The sequence below is a fragment of the Streptomyces scopuliridis RB72 genome, assembly GCF_000718095.1.
Classification (GTDB): Bacteria; Actinomycetota; Actinomycetes; order Streptomycetales; family Streptomycetaceae; genus Streptomyces; species Streptomyces scopuliridis.
Genome location: NZ_JOEI01000009.1, coordinates 183,072 through 198,774, shown reverse-complemented (window position 1 = coordinate 198,774; position 15,703 = coordinate 183,072). Strand labels below are relative to the sequence as shown.

12 protein-coding genes and 2 pseudogenes are annotated in these 15,703 nt (G+C 70.0%); 6 read left to right on the top strand and 8 right to left on the bottom strand.

Features of this window, described 5'->3' with window-relative positions:
• Positions 1 to 68 precede the first annotated feature (68 nt).
• Both IF11_RS0113565 and IF11_RS0113560 read left to right on the top strand, forming a co-directional pair.
• Positions 69 to 1,049 (top strand): LacI family DNA-binding transcriptional regulator, encoded by a 981-nt coding sequence (locus IF11_RS0113565; protein WP_030351805.1) that lies wholly within the window; start codon positions 69 to 71, stop codon positions 1,047 to 1,049.
• Positions 1,050 to 1,128: 79 nt separating this feature from the next.
• The gene (locus IF11_RS0113560; RefSeq protein ID WP_030351804.1) at positions 1,129 to 2,499 is read left to right on the top strand and encodes a hypothetical protein; all 1,371 of its coding nucleotides are present in this window, start codon (positions 1,129 to 1,131) and stop codon (positions 2,497 to 2,499) included.
• 21 nt (positions 2,500 to 2,520) lie between these two features.
• Here the strand turns inward: IF11_RS0113560 and IF11_RS0113555 are convergent, their stop codons facing one another.
• Complete coding sequence (locus tag IF11_RS0113555; RefSeq protein WP_030351803.1) at positions 2,521 to 3,141, bottom strand: YceI family protein; 621 nt, start codon at positions 3,139 to 3,141, stop codon at positions 2,521 to 2,523.
• Positions 3,142 to 3,389: 248 nt separating this feature from the next.
• Here IF11_RS0113555 and IF11_RS0113550 point away from each other — a divergent pair, with 248 nt between their 5' ends.
• Positions 3,390 to 3,899 carry a hypothetical protein gene (locus tag IF11_RS0113550; protein ID WP_030351802.1) on the top strand — a complete coding sequence of 170 codons (510 nt, stop codon included), beginning with the start codon at positions 3,390 to 3,392 and terminating at the stop codon, positions 3,897 to 3,899.
• Between the two features lie 85 nt (positions 3,900 to 3,984).
• Here the strand turns inward: IF11_RS0113550 and IF11_RS0113545 are convergent, their stop codons facing one another.
• On the bottom strand, positions 3,985 to 5,190 hold the full coding sequence (locus IF11_RS0113545) for a glycoside hydrolase family 64 protein (protein WP_030351801.1): 1,206 nt from the start codon (positions 5,188 to 5,190) through the stop codon (positions 3,985 to 3,987).
• 285 nt (positions 5,191 to 5,475) lie between these two features.
• Here IF11_RS0113545 and IF11_RS0113540 point away from each other — a divergent pair, with 285 nt between their 5' ends.
• The 3 genes from IF11_RS0113540 to IF11_RS0113530 all read left to right on the top strand — a co-directional run bounded on the left by IF11_RS0113540 (position 5,476) and on the right by IF11_RS0113530 (position 9,809).
• On the top strand, positions 5,476 to 7,824 hold the full coding sequence (locus IF11_RS0113540; protein WP_030351800.1) for a polysaccharide lyase 8 family protein: 2,349 nt from the start codon (positions 5,476 to 5,478) through the stop codon (positions 7,822 to 7,824).
• A gap of 151 nt (positions 7,825 to 7,975) precedes the next feature.
• Complete coding sequence (locus IF11_RS0113535) at positions 7,976 to 9,559, top strand: acyl-CoA carboxylase subunit beta (RefSeq protein WP_030351799.1); 1,584 nt, start codon at positions 7,976 to 7,978, stop codon at positions 9,557 to 9,559.
• A 46-nt stretch (positions 9,560 to 9,605) separates the two neighbouring features.
• Positions 9,606 to 9,809, top strand: coding sequence for an acyl-CoA carboxylase subunit epsilon (locus IF11_RS0113530; protein ID WP_030351798.1), 204 nt, complete (start codon positions 9,606 to 9,608; stop codon positions 9,807 to 9,809).
• A gap of 134 nt (positions 9,810 to 9,943) precedes the next feature.
• On the opposite strand, the pseudogene IF11_RS38855 reads toward IF11_RS0113530, so the two are convergent.
• From IF11_RS38855 to IF11_RS0113510, 6 genes and pseudogenes are all read right to left on the bottom strand, one after another.
• Positions 9,944 to 10,175, bottom strand: a pseudogene (locus IF11_RS38855) (GTP-binding protein); the annotation flags it as partial.
• Positions 10,156 to 10,779: a DUF742 domain-containing protein gene (locus IF11_RS38225; protein WP_030351797.1), complete on the bottom strand. Its 624-nt coding sequence runs from the start codon at positions 10,777 to 10,779 to the stop codon at positions 10,156 to 10,158. The pseudogene IF11_RS38855 and the gene IF11_RS38225, both read right to left, overlap by 20 nt.
• Positions 10,780 to 10,881: 102 nt before the next feature.
• The gene (locus IF11_RS0113520; protein WP_010984131.1) at positions 10,882 to 11,295 is read right to left on the bottom strand and encodes a roadblock/LC7 domain-containing protein; all 414 of its coding nucleotides are present in this window, start codon (positions 11,293 to 11,295) and stop codon (positions 10,882 to 10,884) included.
• A 10-nt stretch (positions 11,296 to 11,305) separates the two neighbouring features.
• Positions 11,306 to 14,653 carry a sensor histidine kinase gene (locus IF11_RS0113515; RefSeq protein WP_030351796.1) on the bottom strand — a complete coding sequence of 1,116 codons (3,348 nt, stop codon included), beginning with the start codon at positions 14,651 to 14,653 and terminating at the stop codon, positions 11,306 to 11,308.
• A 278-nt stretch (positions 14,654 to 14,931) separates the two neighbouring features.
• Positions 14,932 to 15,227: pseudogene (locus IF11_RS38850) on the bottom strand (hypothetical protein); the annotation flags it as partial.
• Positions 15,208 to 15,615, bottom strand: coding sequence for a DUF742 domain-containing protein (locus IF11_RS0113510; RefSeq protein WP_030351795.1), 408 nt, complete (start codon positions 15,613 to 15,615; stop codon positions 15,208 to 15,210). The pseudogene IF11_RS38850 and the gene IF11_RS0113510, both read right to left, overlap by 20 nt.
• Positions 15,616 to 15,703 lie beyond the last annotated feature (88 nt).

Here is a 15,703-nt window from a genome sequence, read left to right as displayed (position 1 = left end):
ACCGGTTCCGGGACCGGTACCGGCCTGTGGGGGCGTGACTGGTTCCCCACCTCTTCGGGGAGGCCACGATGCGTGTCACCATCGCCGATGTGGCCCGTGAGGCCGGCGTCAGCAAGACGACCGTGTCGCGGGTGATCAATACCAAAGGTGAAGTCGACCGGGGCACGGCCGCCCGGGTCCGGGCCGTGATCACCCGGCTCGGGTACGTACCCAGCTCGGGCGCGGTCGGACTGGCCCGGGGCAGCAGTCATACGATCGGCATGCTGGTGCCCGCGCTGAGCTGGCCATGGATGGGCGAGGTCCTCCAGGGGGTCGTGGACACCGTCGAGGCGGCCGGCTACGGCCTGCTGCTCTTCACCTGCAACCGCGGCCCCGAATCGGTGGAGCACTTCGTCACGCAGGTCTCGGCCCGCGCCTTCGACGGACTGCTCGTCGTGGAGCCGGAGAACACCCTCGACACCATCATCGGACTGCACCGCAAGGGGCTGCCCGTCGTACTGATCGACGACCGGGGCAGCCGCCCGGAGGGCTTTCCGTCCGTGGTGACCACCAACCACGAGGGCGGCGCCGCCGCGGCCCGGCATCTGCTGGCCGGCGGACGGAGCAGACCGCTGGTGATCACCGGGCCCGCGCACTTCGGCTGCGTACGCGACCGGCTCAAGGGCTTCCGTGAGGTCCTGCCCACCGATCTCGTCATGGTGGGGGACTTCACCGAACTGTCGGGGCGGCTCGCGGTGGAGAAACTCCTGAACAACAGGGTCCGTTTCGACTCCGTGTTCGCGCACAACGACCTCAGCGCGGCCGGCGCGCTGCGGGCCCTGCGGGCGGCGGGGCGCAAGGTCCCCGACGATGTCGCGGTGGTCGGATTCGACAACGTTCCGCTGGCCCGGCACACGGAGCCACCGCTGACCACCGTCCGCCAGCCCACCCAGCAGATGGGCGAGACGGCGGCGCGGCTGCTGCTCGGACATCTCGCCGGGACGTCGTCCGGTTCCGACGAGCCGGTCGTCCTGCCCACCGAGATCATCGTCCGCGAGTCGGCGCCGTAAGCCCTCGTTGGCCCTCGCTCCCGTTTCCCGCCGTCCTCGCCCGTCCGGTTTGGCCGTACTTCGGGTAGCGTCAATGTGTATGAGGACGAGGCTGATTTCCCTACTGTCCGGGCTGCTTCTCGCCTTCCTCGCCACGGCCTTCCTGGTGGCGCCGGGCGCGCGGGCGGCCACCGACGCGCCGGCGGCCACCGGCCCCCAGGCGGTGGCCGAGGGCCTCAAGAAGAGTCCGGTCTATGTGGACCCGCGGGCCGCGGGGCAGCTCTCGGCGTCCGAGGCCGGGGCCCTGGCGAAGAAGATCAAGGACGCGGACAAACCTGTCTTCGTGGCGGTCCTGCCGGCCACCGCCGAGTTCCCCGCCTCGTCCGTGCTGAGGACCGTACGGGCCGAGACCGGCGTGACGGGGCTGTACGCCATCCGTCTCGGTGACCGGTTCAACGCGGGCGCCGACGCCGCGGTGATGCCCGGCCAGGCCGTCCGTAATCTCACGGACGCGGTGAAGGCGGGCGGTCCGGTCGACGCCGCGACCGAGCTGAACAACTTCGTCGACCAGGCCCTTCCGCAGGCCCGCGGACAGGCCCCGGCCTCCTGGGACACGGGGTCGGGATCGGGTGGCGTCGGCAGCTCGTCCACCGGGCTGATCGTGCTCGGCTCCGTGGTCGTGGTGGGCGGCGCGGGCGCGTACGCCGTGGCGCGCGTGAACCGGCGCAAGCGCGACGAGCGCGCCCGTGAGGCGCTGGAGAAGCTGCGGGTCGTCGTGGACGAGGACATCACCGCGTTCGGCGAGGAACTGGACCGGCTGGACTTCCACCCCGGCGAGCCCGGCGCCGATGACGCGATGCGCACGGACTACGAACGTTCCCTGGACTCGTACGAGAAGGCCAAGTCCCTGATGGGCGCGGCGCAACGGCCCGAGGACGTACGGGGGGTGACCGAGGCGCTGGAGGACGGCCGGTTCGCGCTCGCCACACTGGGCGCGCGCCGCACGGGCGCCCCGTTGCCGGAGCGCCGTTCGCCGTGCTTCTTCGACCCGCGGCACGGCCCTTCGACGACCAACGCGGAGTGGGCCCCGCCCGCCGGTGCCCGGCGTACGGTCCCGGTCTGCGCGGCCGACGCCGCCCGGCTGGCGGACGGCACGGACCCGCAGACCCGTACGGTCCAGACCGAGCACGGTCCCCGCCCCTACTGGGAGGCCGGACCGGCGTACGGACCCTGGGCCGGCGGCTACTTCGGCGGCGGGCTGCTGCCGGGGCTGCTGGTGGGCACGATGCTCGGTTCGATGATGTCGACCCCCGCCTACGCCGCGGACTTCGGCGGCGGTGACCCGTCCGGCTTCAGCGGCGGCGACTACTCGGGCTCGGACTTCGACCCGGGCGACTTCGGCGGCGGAGGCTTCGGCGGGGGAGGGGACTTCGGCGGAGGCGGCGGGTTCGACGGGGGCGGCGGGTTCTAGGGTCTCTCGTGACGAAAATTCCTAGGCCTTCTTGATCGCGGAGATGTCGAAGTTCAGCTTGACCTTGTCGCTGACCATCACGCCGCCCGTCTCCAGCGCGGCGTTCCAGGTCAGGCCCCAGTCGGAGCGCAGGATCGTGGCGCTGCCCTCGAATCCGACGCGCTCGTTGCCGTACACATCGGTGGCCGAGCCGTTGAACTCCAGGTCGATGGTGAGCGGCCGGGTGACGTCCTTGATGGAGAGATCACCGGTGAGGCGGTAGGTCTCCGCGTCCAGCTGCTCGACCGAGGTGGAGTGGAAGGACATCTTCGGGAAGGTCTCGGCGTCGAAGAAGTCGGCGCTGCGCAGATGACCGTCGCGGTCGGCGATCCCGGTGTCGACACTGGCGATGGAGACCTCGATCGACGCCGAGGAGCCCGCCGGGTTCGTACCGTCCAGGCTCAGCGAACCCTCGTGCTCGGTGAACGTGCCCCGGACGTTGGTGACCATCGCGTGCCGGACGGTGAAGCTGATCGTGCTGTGCGCCGGGTCGATGGTGTATTCGCCGGTCAGCGCGGCGAGCGCCGGGGCCACCGTGGCGGTGGCGGTGCCGGCGGAGGTCGCGGTCTGAGCCGAGTCGTTCTTGCGGCCGAAGAGTCCCATGGTTGCTCCTGAGGAAGTGGTGCGCGAGGTGATGGTTTAACCTTCAACGACCATCACCTTAGACCTACCTGGTTCGGATTTCAACAATGTCACCCGATCGAGCCCGAATGAATCCGACGCCCTCTGGCGGACGCGCGTAGACATCGGGCACGATCTCCCTGTTCCACCTGCCCCACCGCCCCATTGGCCCCATCGCCCATCGGCACCAATCGGCCCCACGGTCTTCAGCAGGAGAGGGAATCCCCCCAATGAGAATCCGCTCGGTCATCAGCGCGCTCGCCCTCGTGCTCGGCGCGCTCTTCGCCCCCGGCTTCGGTGTCCTGAGCACGGCCACCGACGCCCAGGCCGCCACCAAGATCACCCACGCCACCGCCACCTCGATGTTCCGGTCGTCCGGGATCACGTGGTCCTCGTCCGGCGGCTGCTCCGACCGCAACAACCCGACCTGTACGTCGTTCGACCAGCTCAACCTGGACACGGCCAAGGGCGCGCAGACCTTGAGGAGCGCCAGCGGCTGTGCCCTCAACATCACCGGTGGTACGGAGACCGGCCACGCGAGCGGCACGTACTCGCACTGGAACGGCTACAAGCTCGACTTCGGCAAGGCCACCTGCGTCACCAACTACGTCAAGAACACCTTCACGTACATCGGGGTGCGCGGTGACGGCGCTCCGCAGTGGCAGTCCGGCGCCGGCAACGTCTACGCCGACGAGGGCAACCACTGGGACGTGACGTTCTACAACTGCGGCGGCTGCTGAGGCCGTTGGCGGTCCAACGTAAGCAGGACGGTGCCCCGCCTTCCCGGTCATGGGAGGGCGGGGCACCGTCCTGTGTGCGTACCGGTCAGGAACCGACCGACACCGTCCAGCGGCGCGGATTGCCGTCGTGCGCCGCGCCCGAGACATCCGGCTGGCCGTCCGGCTGCACGTCGTCGTACGGGAAGGCGTAGCCGATCGGGGTGTTGGCGTGCACCACCCGGGCGAAGTGGTTGGTGACCGGGTCCTTGTAGTAGTCCGCCGCCGTGGCGCCGTTCGGCTGGTCCGCGTGGCTGAGCACCGTCGAGCGGTTGAAGGCGGCCCCGAGCCGGGCGAGCAGGCCCTTCTTGTCGTCCGGGTCGGCGGGGTTGTTGGCGAACGGGCCGCTGTTGCAGGTGAAGATGTCCATCGAGGTCGGCTTGGCGAAGGTGTGTCCTCCGTTGAAGGTGAGCGTGTCGCCGCTGACCCGGCCGGTGAACACGCCCCGGCCGCCCTGGAGATCGATCCGCAGATCCGTGGAGCGGTACTTCTCCCAGACCTGGTCGACATAGCTGTCGAAGACATGCGCGAACGGCGTCTGGCCGGCCAGGTTCTGCGGCGAGATGACCCGCAGGACCCGCCCGTCCCCGCCGCGCAGGACCAGCTGGTCCCAGGGGTGTCCGTCCACGCCCGCCTGGGCGGTGAGCCCGTCCGCGATCCGCTCCAGCGCGCCTTCGGGCAGCGGGGCGACCGTATGGGTGGCATCGCCCTCCAGCGTGATGCCGATGGGCAGGGCCGTCACCAGGTCGACATAGCTGATGTTGGAGAACAGCTGGTCCTGGTTGAAGGTGAACTCGCAGAACGACCAGGTACGGCCGTAGTTGGGGTCGGCCGAGGTCGCGAAGGCCGGCTCGACCAGGGCGGGGCCCGGGTTGAGGAAGAAGTCCAGCTTGTCGTCGCGTACGAAGTAGACGCGGGCGCCGAACATCCGGGGCAGCGTCAGGACGACCGGCGCGCCGCCGGCCGGGTTCAGCGGGATCGCGCAGTCGACCGGCAGCGGGGTCTGGGGCGCCCCGGGCGACTCCGGCCGGTAGACGCTGCCGTCGGCGCGCAGCAGTACCCAGCTGTTGGTGGCCTGGTCGTGGCCGGTGACATACGCGTTGACCGCGCCCGGCAGCGACTTGTTCTGGAGGGCGAGCTCACAGGTCTCCGGGGCGGCCGACGCGTGGGGGCTGAGGGCGCTTCCCCAGGCGGGGTAGGTGAGTGCTGTCGCGGCTGCGGCCGTACCGGTGAGGAACAGTCGGCGGGATATCACGAATGATCTCCTGGAATGTGGGGGAACGCAGGGGAACGCGCGGTATGTGGGGGCCCGCGCCTGCGTGGGCACCCACTCTTGCGACGCGTGGGGAACGCGTCAAGAGTTGAGCCTGAGAGCGCTCTCAAAAGTTTGTGGTCTTCACAACATGGCGGACACGGGCCGCTGTTGGGCGGTGCCGGGCCGAGTCCGCGGGTGTCCGTACCGTTGAAAGCGGCACGAGGCGGTGCTAGACCAACGGGCAGCCGGTCTACACCACTTCCGATCGCGGAGGTTTCTGTGTCGCTGTCCGCCTGGTCCCGTCGTGCCTTTCTGACCGTCACCGGAGCGGGCGCCCTCTCGCTCCCCCTGCCGCTCTCCCGCCCGGCCGCCGCCGGACAGCGCGCCGCCGCCGACGAGTTCGAGGAGCTGCGGCGGCGCTGGGTGGATCTCCAGCTCGGCACCGGCTACGACCCGGCCGTCGAGCCGTACGCCTCCCGGCTGGCGCGGACCGGTGAACTCGCCGCGCGTTTCCGGCAGTCGATGGCCCCGGCCGCCGCCTCCCTCTGGCCGGACCGTCCCTTCGATCCGCCGTCCGGAATCACCCAGAGCTACAGCAGGCTGTGGACCATGGCTCAGGCTCACACCCAGCCGGGCACGGGCCTCACCGGCGACGCGGCGCTCCTCGCCGAGGTCGTCCGCGGCCTCGGCCATCTCTCCGCCACCGTCTACCGCCCCGCGACCACTCCGTACGGCAACTGGTGGGAGTGGCAGATCGGCTCCCCCCGGCTGCTCATGGATCTCGTGGCCGTCCTGTACGACCACCTCACCGAGGAGCAGCGGGCCGCGGCCTGCGCCGCCGTCGACCACTTCATCCCCGACGCGCTGCTCGCCGACTACTCCGGCACCAGTACCGGCGCCAACCGGGTCGACCTCTGCCGCTCCGTCGCCCTGCGCGGGGTGCTCGGCCGGGCCCCCGCCAAGCTCGCCCTCGCCCGCGACGCCCTCTCGCCCGTCTTCCCGTACGTCACGAAGGGCGACGGCCTCTACGCCGACGGCTCCTTCGTCCAGCACACCTGGGTCGCCTACTCCGGTACGTACGGGCAGGTCATGCTGGACGGCCTCGGCCGGCTGTTCACCCTGCTCGCCGGCTCCGCCTGGGCCGTCACCGATCCTCGGCGGCAGATCATCCTCGACAGCGTGGAACGCGCCTACGCCCCGCTGATCTACAACGGGCTGATGATGGACGGCGTCAACGGCCGGGCCATCAGCCGCGGTCACCTCACGAGCGACGACCAGGGGGTGATGCGGAGCGATCACTTCCATGGCCAGGGGCTGATCGCGGCCATCCCGCTGCTCGCCGGCGGCGCCGCCCCGGCCGAGCGGGACCGCTGGACCGCCCTGGTCAAGGGGTGGATCGAGCGGGACACCGTCTCACCGATCCTCACCGCCCGCCAGTTCGACGTCGCCGATCTCGCCCGGCTGCACGCCGTCTCCGCCTCGGCCGTCCCCGCCGCCCCCGAGCCGGTCGGCCACACGCTCTTCACCGCGATGGACCGCGCCGTGCACCGGCGGCCCGGCTGGGCCGCCGCGCTCTCCATGGCCTCGGACCGGATCACGCACTACGAGTGCGGCAACGGCGAGAATCCGCGCGGCTGGCACACCGGCGCAGGAATGCTCTACTGGTGGGGCGCCGACCGGGGCAATGACCAGTACACCGACTGGTTCTGGCCCACTGTCGACCCGTACCGGCTGCCGGGCACGACGGTCTCCACCAAGCGGCTCGCGGACCGGGCCGGCGGCGAGTGGGGCGCCCCCAAACCGGACGTACGGTGGGTCGGCGGCGCCACCGACGGGGAGTTCGCCGCCGTCGGCCAGCATCTCAAGGGCCTCGGCTCCACCCTCGAAGCCCGCAAGTCCTGGTTCTTCGCGGCCGACGCCGTCGTCTGTCTGGGCGCGGGGATCAGTGCCACGGACGGCGTGCCGGCCGAGACGGTCGTGGACAACCGCAATCTGGGCGAGAACGGCGCCGACGCGTTCACGCTCGACGACGGGCCGCGCCCCCGCTGGGCCCATCTGGAAGGCCATGGCGGCTGGGTCTTCCCCGGCGGCGCCGGCGTACGCACCCTCGCGGAGGCGCGCACCGGCGCCTGGAGCGATATCAACACCACCAGTTCCACCGAACGGCGTACCCGCCGCTACCGGACTCTCTGGCTGGACCACGGCACCGATCCGGTCGACGCCTCGTACACCTATCTGCTGCTGCCCGGCGCCTCGCGGCGTACCGTGGCGGGCCGCGCCGCCGACCGCCACTGGCTCGGGATCCTCGCCAATACGGCGGCCCTCCAGGCGGTCGAGATCCGCTCACTCGGCTGTACCGCCGCGAACTTCTGGCAGCCGGGGAGCGCGGGGCCACTCACCGCGTCCGCCCCGGCGAGCGTGCTCGTCGTGGTGCGCGGCCGTACGGCGGTGCTCGTCGCGAGCGCGCCCACCCGCACGGGGGAGCCGCTGGAGATCGTCTGGGACCGGCCGGTACGGCGGGTCACCGGCCGGGACCCGGCCGTCGAGGTCCTCGCGGCGGGCCGTACCGTACGGCTGAGGATCACCCCGGGAACTGCGGGCGCGAGCCATCGCTGTGAGTTTGCCGTGCGCTGACATCTAGGGGAATCCCACAAGAGCCGGGGGTACCTTCCTGTTCAGGAACCCCGCATCGGGCCGGGTTCTGTCCAGGCCCACCAGGAATACCGCCACGAGACTGTGTGGAGTCGACGGCGCGATTCCTTGGTGCTCTTCGTAGGGTTGGGACATGACCGTAGTGGACGAGACGCCGGGCGAGCCCGCAGACGCCCGGGGCCGTGTGGCCGAATTGCACGCCCTGCGCGAGCAGGCCCGCCGAGGGCCCAGCGACCGCGCGACCGAGGCCCAGCGCGCGAAGGGCAAGCTGACCGCCCGCGAGCGCATCGAGCTGCTGCTCGACGAGGGGTCGTTCAAGGAGGTCGAGCAGCTGCGCAGGCACCGCGCCAGCGGCTTCGGCCTGGAGGCCAAGAAGCCGTACACCGACGGTGTCATCACCGGCTGGGGCACGGTCGAGGGCCGTACCGTCTTCGTGTACGCGCACGACTTCCGGATCTTCGGCGGCGCCCTGGGCGAGGCCCACGCCACCAAGATCCACAAGATCATGGACATGGCCATCTCGGCCGGCGCGCCCCTGGTCTCGCTGAACGACGGCGCGGGCGCCCGGATCCAGGAGGGCGTCTCCGCGCTCGCCGGCTACGGCGGGATCTTCCAGCGCAACACCCGCGCCTCCGGGGTCATCCCGCAGATCAGCGTGATGCTCGGGCCGTGCGCGGGCGGCGCCGCCTACAGCCCGGCGCTCACCGACTTCGTCTTCATGGTCCGTGAGACCTCGCAGATGTTCATCACGGGCCCCGATGTGGTCAAGGCCGTCACCGGCGAGGAGATCACCCAGAACGGCCTCGGCGGCGCCGATGTGCACGCCGAGACCTCGGGCGTCGCGCACTTCGCGTACGACGACGAGGAGACCTGCATCGCCGAGGTGCGCTACCTCCTGTCGATGCTTCCGCAGAACAACCGCGAGAACCCGCCCACGATCGTCTCCGAGGACCCGGCGGACCGCCGCTCCGACGTGCTGCTCGATCTGGTGCCCGCGGACGGCAACCGCCCGTACGACATGCACAAGGTCATCGAGGAACTCGTCGACGAGGGCGACTTCCTGGAGATCCACGAGCGCTGGGCCCGTAACATCATCTGCGCCCTGGCGCGACTCGACGGTCAGGTCATCGGCATCGTCGCCAACCAGCCGCAGTCGCTCGCCGGGGTTCTGGACATCGAGGCATCGGAGAAAGCTGCGCGCTTTGTCCAGATGTGCGACGCTTTCAATATCCCCATCGTCACGCTGCTGGATGTCCCTGGCTTCCTGCCGGGCGTCGACCAGGAGCATGGCGGGATCATCCGGCACGGTGCCAAGCTCCTGTACGCCTACTGCAACGCCACCGTGCCGAGGATCTCCCTGATCCTGCGCAAGGCGTATGGCGGGGCCTACATCGTGATGGACTCCCAGTCCATCGGAGCCGACCTCACTTACGCCTGGCCGACCAACGAGATCGCGGTGATGGGCGCCGAAGGTGCCGCCAATGTCATCTTCCGCAAGCAGATCGCCGAGGCCGAGGACTCCGAGGCCATGCGAGCCCGCATGGTCAAGGAGTACAAGGCCGAGCTGATGCATCCCTACTACGCGGCGGAGCGCGGACTGGTCGACGACGTCATCGACCCCGCGGAGACCCGTGAGGTGCTCGCGAGCGCGCTCGCGATGCTTCGCACCAAGCACGCCGACCTGCCGTCCCGCAAGCACGGCAACCCCCCGCAGTAGACCTGCGGCCCGCGCCCTCCCGCCGAGAAGACGGAGACACGACTCCATGAGCGATCACACGAACGAATCACTGCTGCGCGTCGAAAAGGGCCAGGCCGGCCCCGAGGAGCTGGCCGCCATCACGGCGGTGCTGATGGCCCGTGCCGCCGCACAGCCCGAGGCCCCCGCCCACCGGGGCCGCTCCACCGCCGGCTGGCGCCGGCTGGAGCGCACTCCCGGCTTCCGCGCCCCGCACAGCTGGCAGGGCTGAGCACACGCCCTAGCACCCGGCACGACGAAGGCCCCCGCACTCCTTACGAGTGCGGGGGCCTTCGTATGAGTGCCACGGTTACCGGAGTCGGGCCATGAGGGCGTGTTCGACGAGGGTGATGAGTCCGCTTTTGGCACGAGGTCGTCCCACATGAACCAGAAGCGGTCCTGTCCGGGGGTGCCGAAGAGGTAGAGGATGAGGTCTTGGTCGAGGGTGATGCGGCCGAAGGGCTTCGGTACGCAGCGGGTTGATCTCCGAGACGGCGCCGACGAACGTGGTCTTGCCCACGCCGAAGCCGCCCGCCACCACGATCTTCGCGCTGGTGGTTGAGCGGGCTGCACCGCCGCTAGAGCTTGCGAAGTCCACTGAGCACCCTTTCGAGCAGTGTCACGTCTGGCTGGCCCCCGACGGCCTCGTCGCCGCCGGGCTGATGGATGGCGACAAGTCCCGCCTCCGCCAGGTCGGCTACGAGGATCCGGGCCACGCCGAGGGGGATGGAGAGGAGCGCCGAAATCTCGGCGACCGATTTGATCTCGAAACACAGCCGGCAGATCCGCTGATGCTCGGGCAACTGCCCGTGCAGCTGGGACGGATCGGCCGTCGTACTGACCAGCGCCTCGATGGCGAGCTGGTATCGCGGCCGGGTCCGGCCGCCGGTCATGGCGTATGGGCGCACCAACGGGTTGTGCGTGCCCATGGGTTCGGGCTCGGGCGAGTGCCGCGGCTGCACCGGCTGGATGCGGGGCCGCTGCGGCTGCTCGTACGGTTGTTGCGGTTGTTGTGGTTGCCGCTGCCGCGGTGGGGGATGGGGCTGCTGCCGTGGTGCGCGCTGTGGTGGGCGCGTACCGTCCTGGCTCCCCTGGCCGACCTGACTGCTCGGCGTGGAGGGAAAGTTGAAGCGGTTCCGGGCATGCTCACCCGGGGACCGCGCGCCATCGTCATAAGGATGTCCGCCTGGGGGTGTAGCCACGTTTCCTCCTCCGACTGCCGGTCGCCGGGCCCTATGTTGACGGACCTGTGGAATCCGCGCCACCGAACCTTAATGGTGCGGCGGCGGGCAGCGCACTGTCTGTCAGTTGAGCAGACTTCCCTGGAGCTCGGCGCGGAGGTCCGGGGTGAGGACCGTGCCCGCGCGGTCGACCAGCAGGGCCATCTCGTAGCCCACCAGGCCGATATCGGCCTCCGGGTGGGCGAGGACGGCCAGTGAGGAACCGTCCGAGATGGACATCAGGAAGAGGAAGCCGCGCTCCATCTCGACCACGGTCTGGTTGACGGCGCCCCCCTCGAAGATCCGGGAAGCCCCCGCGGTGAGCGAGGTCAGACCGGACGCCACGGCCGCGAGCTGATCGGCGCGGTCGCGGGGGAAACCTTCGGACATGGCCAGCAGGAGTCCGTCGGCGGAGACCACCACGGTGTGGGACACCCCAGGGGTGTTGTCCACAAAGTTGGTGATCAACCAGTTCAGATTCTGCGCCGCCTGGCTCATCGGGCTCACACTAACGCTCCTGGTTGTAGGTACTGCCCGAGCCGTAGCCCGGTCCGTTCGTGTCCGCTCCCGCGTTGCGTCCCCGCTGGACACCGCGTCGCAGGTTGCTCAACCTGCCACGAATGTCCTCCGGGGCGCGGGAAACCTGGGTACCGCCCTGCGGGGTCTGCTCCGCCGCTCCCTCGACCAGGTTGGCCTTGGGTACGCGGCGGGGGAGCCCGGACGAGGTGACTCCGCCGGCTTTGGGCTCGCGCAGTTTCTCGGCCCGCTGCCAGCGGTCGTCGTTCGTGGAACGCCAGTCCTCGGAGTCGGCCGCCTCGCTCCGGCCGCCGCTGCTGCCGCTGCCGTCGCCGCTCCCGCCACCGCTGACGGCGCTGTTGCCATCGCCGTGCCCGTTGCTCAGCGCGTTGCCCTGGCCACCGCCCCCGCCGAGCAGCGGGGTCTGCACCGCCTGGCCGGTCTGGCCGTTCTGGCTGGTCTGTCCTTCGTCCTGACCGGTGGGCTGCCACTCCTGCGGTTGCTGGCTGCTCCCCCGGCGCGGCAGGCCCGCGTCCGTCAGCGCGTGGCTCGCGCTCGGAGAAGGGCCGGGACGGTCGAAGCCTACGCGTTCCCGGGCCGTGTCGGGAGTGCCCCCGGCAGATTCCGCTTCGGTCCGCGACTCGGGTTCGTACGCACCCTGGTAGCCGCTCTGAGCGGGCCACTCTTCCTGGTGGGGCTGGGCGCCGAAGGCGTTCTCATATGTTCCCTCGGAGCTCTGCGGAGGCTGGTACGACACCTCCGTATAAGCCTGCTGCCCCTGGTACGCGCCGGGCGCGCGGTAGTCCTCGTAACCGCCGTTCTGATACGCCGTCCCGCTCTCCTCCGGCCGCGCCGCGTAGCCGGGGTCGTACGACGCCTGCTGAGGCGCGTACTGGCCGTCGACCTCCTCGCGGTACTGGCCGTCGACCTGGTCGCTGAAGAGCGGCTGCGGGGCGTCCTGGGCGCCGCCCAGCGCGGCCCGCCGCTCCTCGCGCCGCAGTGTGCGGTTGACGGGGTCCAGCGTGCGCGGGGAGTCGCCCGCGGGCTGCTGCTCGTCGTAGCGGGAGTCGTCGAAGCCCAGTTCGGCGGCGGTCAGCATCGGAGCGGTCGGGAAGGCCTGCTCCTCCAGCGGCGCCGCCGGCTGGTCGGGGATGATCTGCGAGACGGTGAAGTCGTCGGCCGCGGCCGGTTCGCCGCCGCCACCGCCACCGTGGGTGATCGCGTCGGGAAGCATGACCAGCGAGGTCGTCCCCGCCTGCTCGCCCGAGGGGCGCAACTGCACGCGGATACCGTGCCGGTCGGCGAGCCGGCCGACCACGAAGAGCCCCATGCGCTGGGAGACGGCGGCGTCCACGGTCGGCGGGTTGGCCAGCTTGTGGTTGATGTCCGCGAAGTCCTCGGCGGTCAGGCCGATGCCCTTGTCGTGGATCTCGATCATCACACGGCCGTCGGGCAGCCGGGTCGCGGTGACCCGCACCTTGGTCTGCGGCGAGGAGAACGTGGTGGCGTTCTCCAGCAACTCCGCCAGCAGATGCACGAGGTCGGTCACGGACTGGCCGTGGATCTCGGTCTCGGGTACGCCGGACAGCTCGATGCGCTCGTACGACTCCACCTCGGAGGAGGCGGCGCGGAGCACGTCCACCAGCGGCACCGGCTGGTTCCAGCGGCGGCCCGGTTCCTCGCCCGCGAGGACGAGCAGGTTCTCGCCGTTGCGCCGCATCCGGGTCGCCAGATGGTCCAGCTTGAAGAGGTTCTCCAGCTGGTCCGGGTCGCCCTCGTTGTTCTCCAGATCGGAGATCAGGGACAACTGGCCCTCGATCAGCGACTGGTTGCGGCGCGAGAGGTTCGTGAAGATCGCGTTGACGTTGCCGCGGAGCATGGCCTGCTCGGCTGCGAGCCTGACCGCCTCGCGGTGGACCTGGTCGAAGGCGCGGGCGACCTCGCCGATCTCGTCGCGCGAATCGATCGGGATGGGCTGGACCCGGGTGTCGACCCGGCCGGGCTCGGCCCGGGAGAGCTGGTCGACCAGCATCGGCAGCCGCTGCTCGGCGATCCCGAACGCGGCCGTACGCAGCGACTGCATCGAGCGGCTCATCTGCCGGGCCATCATGCCCGCCAGGATGAACGCGGCCAGCAGCGCGATGACCACGATGGCGCCGTTGATGATGGCGTCGTTCCTGGCGTTGTCCGAGATCTGCGCGGCTTCGGTGACGGCCTTGTCGACAAGATCCTTCTCGATCACCGCATAGCCGTCGAACTTGGCGGTGGAGGCGGCCATCCAGGTCTCCGGCGTGACCCCGCGCGCGGCGAGCTGCTCGGGGCTGTCCCCGGTGGCGATGGCCGCGACCATGCCGTCCAGGACCGAACCGTCCTTGCTCGGCGGCGCCTTGAAGTCCTGGCCGGCGGCCATGGCCTGCTGCTGCGCGGTGGCGAGCTTCCTCGCCCCGGCCGCCGCCTGCTCCTTCATCACTTCCTGGAGCTTGACGGTGTCCTCGGCGGTGCCGCCGGAGACGTACTCGCCGACGGCGATGTCCTCCAGGTACGCGTACGAGGAGAACGCGATCGACTGGCCGTTCCTGACGTCGTCCTTCTGGCTCGGCCTGACCAGCAGATGTATCCCGATGGAGCGCTGGAGCGACTCGGCGGCCTTGGCGAGCTGGATCGCGTAGACGGTACGGCCGTAGCTGGTGATGTTGCCGGTGCCGAGCCCCAGCTCGTTGGCGAACTCCATGAGGGAGTGCTGCACCAGCACATAGCCCTCCTCGGTCGCCACGGGACCGCCGTTGTCGCCGTTCTTGTCCGGGGTCTCGACGCCCGCGGTGTACGCGGTCTTGCGGATGTTCTCCAGCTTGGGCTCTTCACCGCGGAACAGGCTGAGACGGCGTTCCAGGCCCTGCTTCGCGGGCATGTCCCGCACCGCCACGTCGAACTTCTTCTTCGCCGTGTCCGTGGCCGCGCGGGCCCGGACGACGCTCTGGGCGTCGCGCTTGTTGGTCAGCAGCGGCTGCGCGGTCAGGTCGCGCTCATTGAGCAGCGCCTGGCCGTACTCCGAGGCGGCCCGTACGACGAGCGCCGTCTTCTCGGCGTCCTGCGCCTCCTGCCAGGTGTCGATGGACCCCTTGACCTGGAAGCCGCCCATCACGAGGCCGACCAGTACGGGGACGAGCAGAATGGCGTTCAGCCGGGTGGTGACGCGCCAGTTGCGCGGCGAGAACCGGCTGGAGCTGCCCGTCACCGGCGGAGAGCCGGTCGCGACCGCAGGCGGCACCGCTGCGCGCGGCGGCGGGGTGAAGTTGCCCCGCGCCTGCTGCTCCGCGGAGCTCGTCTTGCTTCGCCTCACTCGACCAACAACCTCTCGGCGTCGGCACCTACGTTTGTGCCGTGTTCTGTTCAGGGCCGTACTACTCGGGAGTTGTCGAATTCCAGCACGGGGAAGGGTCCCATTCCAAACAGCAGGAATCAGCCATTCCGAGTGGTACAAGCCTCACATAAAACGGGCATAAAGAACGAGCCCCGTCAAAAGGCGGGGCTGATGTGAGCGCAGCGGCACCGGATGAGTGCGTCGGGTGTCCGGGGGCCGTGAATTCTCTGTCGAAATGTTATGAACACGGAGGCGGGCCGGAGTCGGGCCATGAGGGCGTGTTCGACGAGGGTGATGAGTCCGCTTTTGGCGTCGGCGCGGTGGCGGGCGTCGGTGGTGATGATGGGGGTGTCGGGGCCGATCTGGAGTGCTTCGCGTACTTCGTCGGGGGTGTAGGGCTGGTGTCCGTCGAAGCGGCTTCGGTACGCAGCGGGTTGATCTCCGAGACGGCGCCGACGAACGTGGTCTTGCCCACGCCGAAGCCGCCCGCCACCACGATCTTCGCGCTGGTGGTCGACCGTGCCGCTCCGCCGCTAGAGCTTGCGAAGTCCACTGAGCACCCTTTCGAGCAGTGTCACATCCGGCGTGCCGCCGGCCTCTCCGTTACCCGGCTGGTGGATCGCCACCATGCCCGCTTCCGCCAGGTCGGCCACGAGAATGCGCGCGACGCCCAGCGGCATCGTCAGCAGCGCCGAGACCTCGGCCACCGACTTGACCTCACGGCACAGGTGGCAGATCCGCTGGTGCTCGGGGAGCAGGGTGGCGAGATGCGCCGGGTCTGCTGTCGTACTGACCAGCGCCTCGATGGCGAGCTGGTACCGCGGCCTGGTCCGGCCGCCGGTCATGGCGTACGGACGTACCAGCGGCTGATCGCCTTCAGGACCGTACGACGCGTCGACCGAGGCGCCGTACGGATCGTGAGAGGCGGGTGGCGGGGTCATGAATCCTCCGGGCGTGACAGCAGGATGTCTGCGTGCCGTCTGACTTGGCCGGTGGGGGGCCGGTTGGGCGGCCTGACGGTGATGGTAC